This window comes from Streptomyces sp. NPDC018031 (genome assembly GCF_044327625.1).
In the GTDB taxonomy this organism is placed as follows: domain Bacteria; phylum Actinomycetota; class Actinomycetes; order Streptomycetales; family Streptomycetaceae; genus Streptomyces.
In genome coordinates this window covers 1-1025 of sequence record NZ_JBIRFT010000080.1, presented here as the reverse complement: position 1 = coordinate 1025, position 1025 = coordinate 1, and the positions used below count along the sequence as shown (strand labels likewise).

The following is a 1025-nucleotide window of genomic DNA, read 5'->3' as shown; positions in this document are numbered from 1 at the left end:
TCGGCGGGGGTGAGGAAGTCCAGCGGCTTGTCCGCCCCGGCGTCCAGCACCCGCACCACCACCCGGCCCCCGGGGAACGCCTCCAGCACCTCCCGGTACACCCCCGCCTGCACCTCCAGCCCCGGAGCGGTGCGGTGATCGTCCAGGAACAGGAACTCCGTCCGGAACAGCCCCACCCCCTCCGCCCCCGCCTCCACGGCCCCCGCCACATCCCCCGGACCACCGATGTTCGCCAGCAGCGGCACCCGGTGCCCGTCCGAGGTCGCCCCCGGACCACGCGAGGCGGCCAGCGCGGCACGACGCTCCGCCGCCACCCGCTCCAACCGCTCCCGACGCTCCGGGCCGGGACCGACGAACACCTCACCGGTACCACCGTCCACCGCCACCACCACCCCCTCGGCCAACTCACACGCACCCGGCAAAGCGACCACCGCCGGCACCCCCAGCGCCCGCGCCAGGATCGCACTGTGACTGGTCGGACCCCCCTCCTCGGTCACGAACCCCAGCACCAGCGCCGGATCCAGCAACGCCGTGTCCGCCGGCGCCAGATCCCGCGCGATCAGCACGAACGGCTCGTCACTGTCGGGCACCCCCGGCATCGGCACCCCCAGCAACCGCGCCACGATCCGGTTGCGCACATCGTCCAGATCCGCCACCCGCCCCGCCAGATACTCCCCCGCACCCGCCAGCAACGCCCGGTACGACGCGAACGCGTCGAACACCGCACGCTCCGCCGTCGACCCCACCGCCACCCGACGCTCCACATCCGCCAGCAACTCCGGATCCGCCGCCATCAACGCCTGCGCCTCCAGCACCGCCTGCGCCTCACCACCCGCCAGGTTCCCCCGGGCCACCAGATCCGCGGCCACCGCCCGGACCGCCTGCCGGGCGCGTGACTGCTCCCGGGGGGCGTCCTCGGCCGGGATCTGCTTCGCCGGCGGCTCCAGCACGGCCGTGCCCATGTGACGGACCTCGCCGATCGCCACCCCGTGGCTCACACCGACGCCCCGCAGCGTTGTCTCCAT

Annotated in this window: 1 protein-coding gene; it reads right to left on the bottom strand. The window is 74.4% G+C overall.

The annotated features are described in order from the left end of the window. Positions 1-1025, bottom strand: a 1025-nt coding sequence (locus tag ACH4B3_RS34330; protein WP_398469731.1) for a PEP-utilizing enzyme, incomplete at both ends; no start/stop codon positions are given.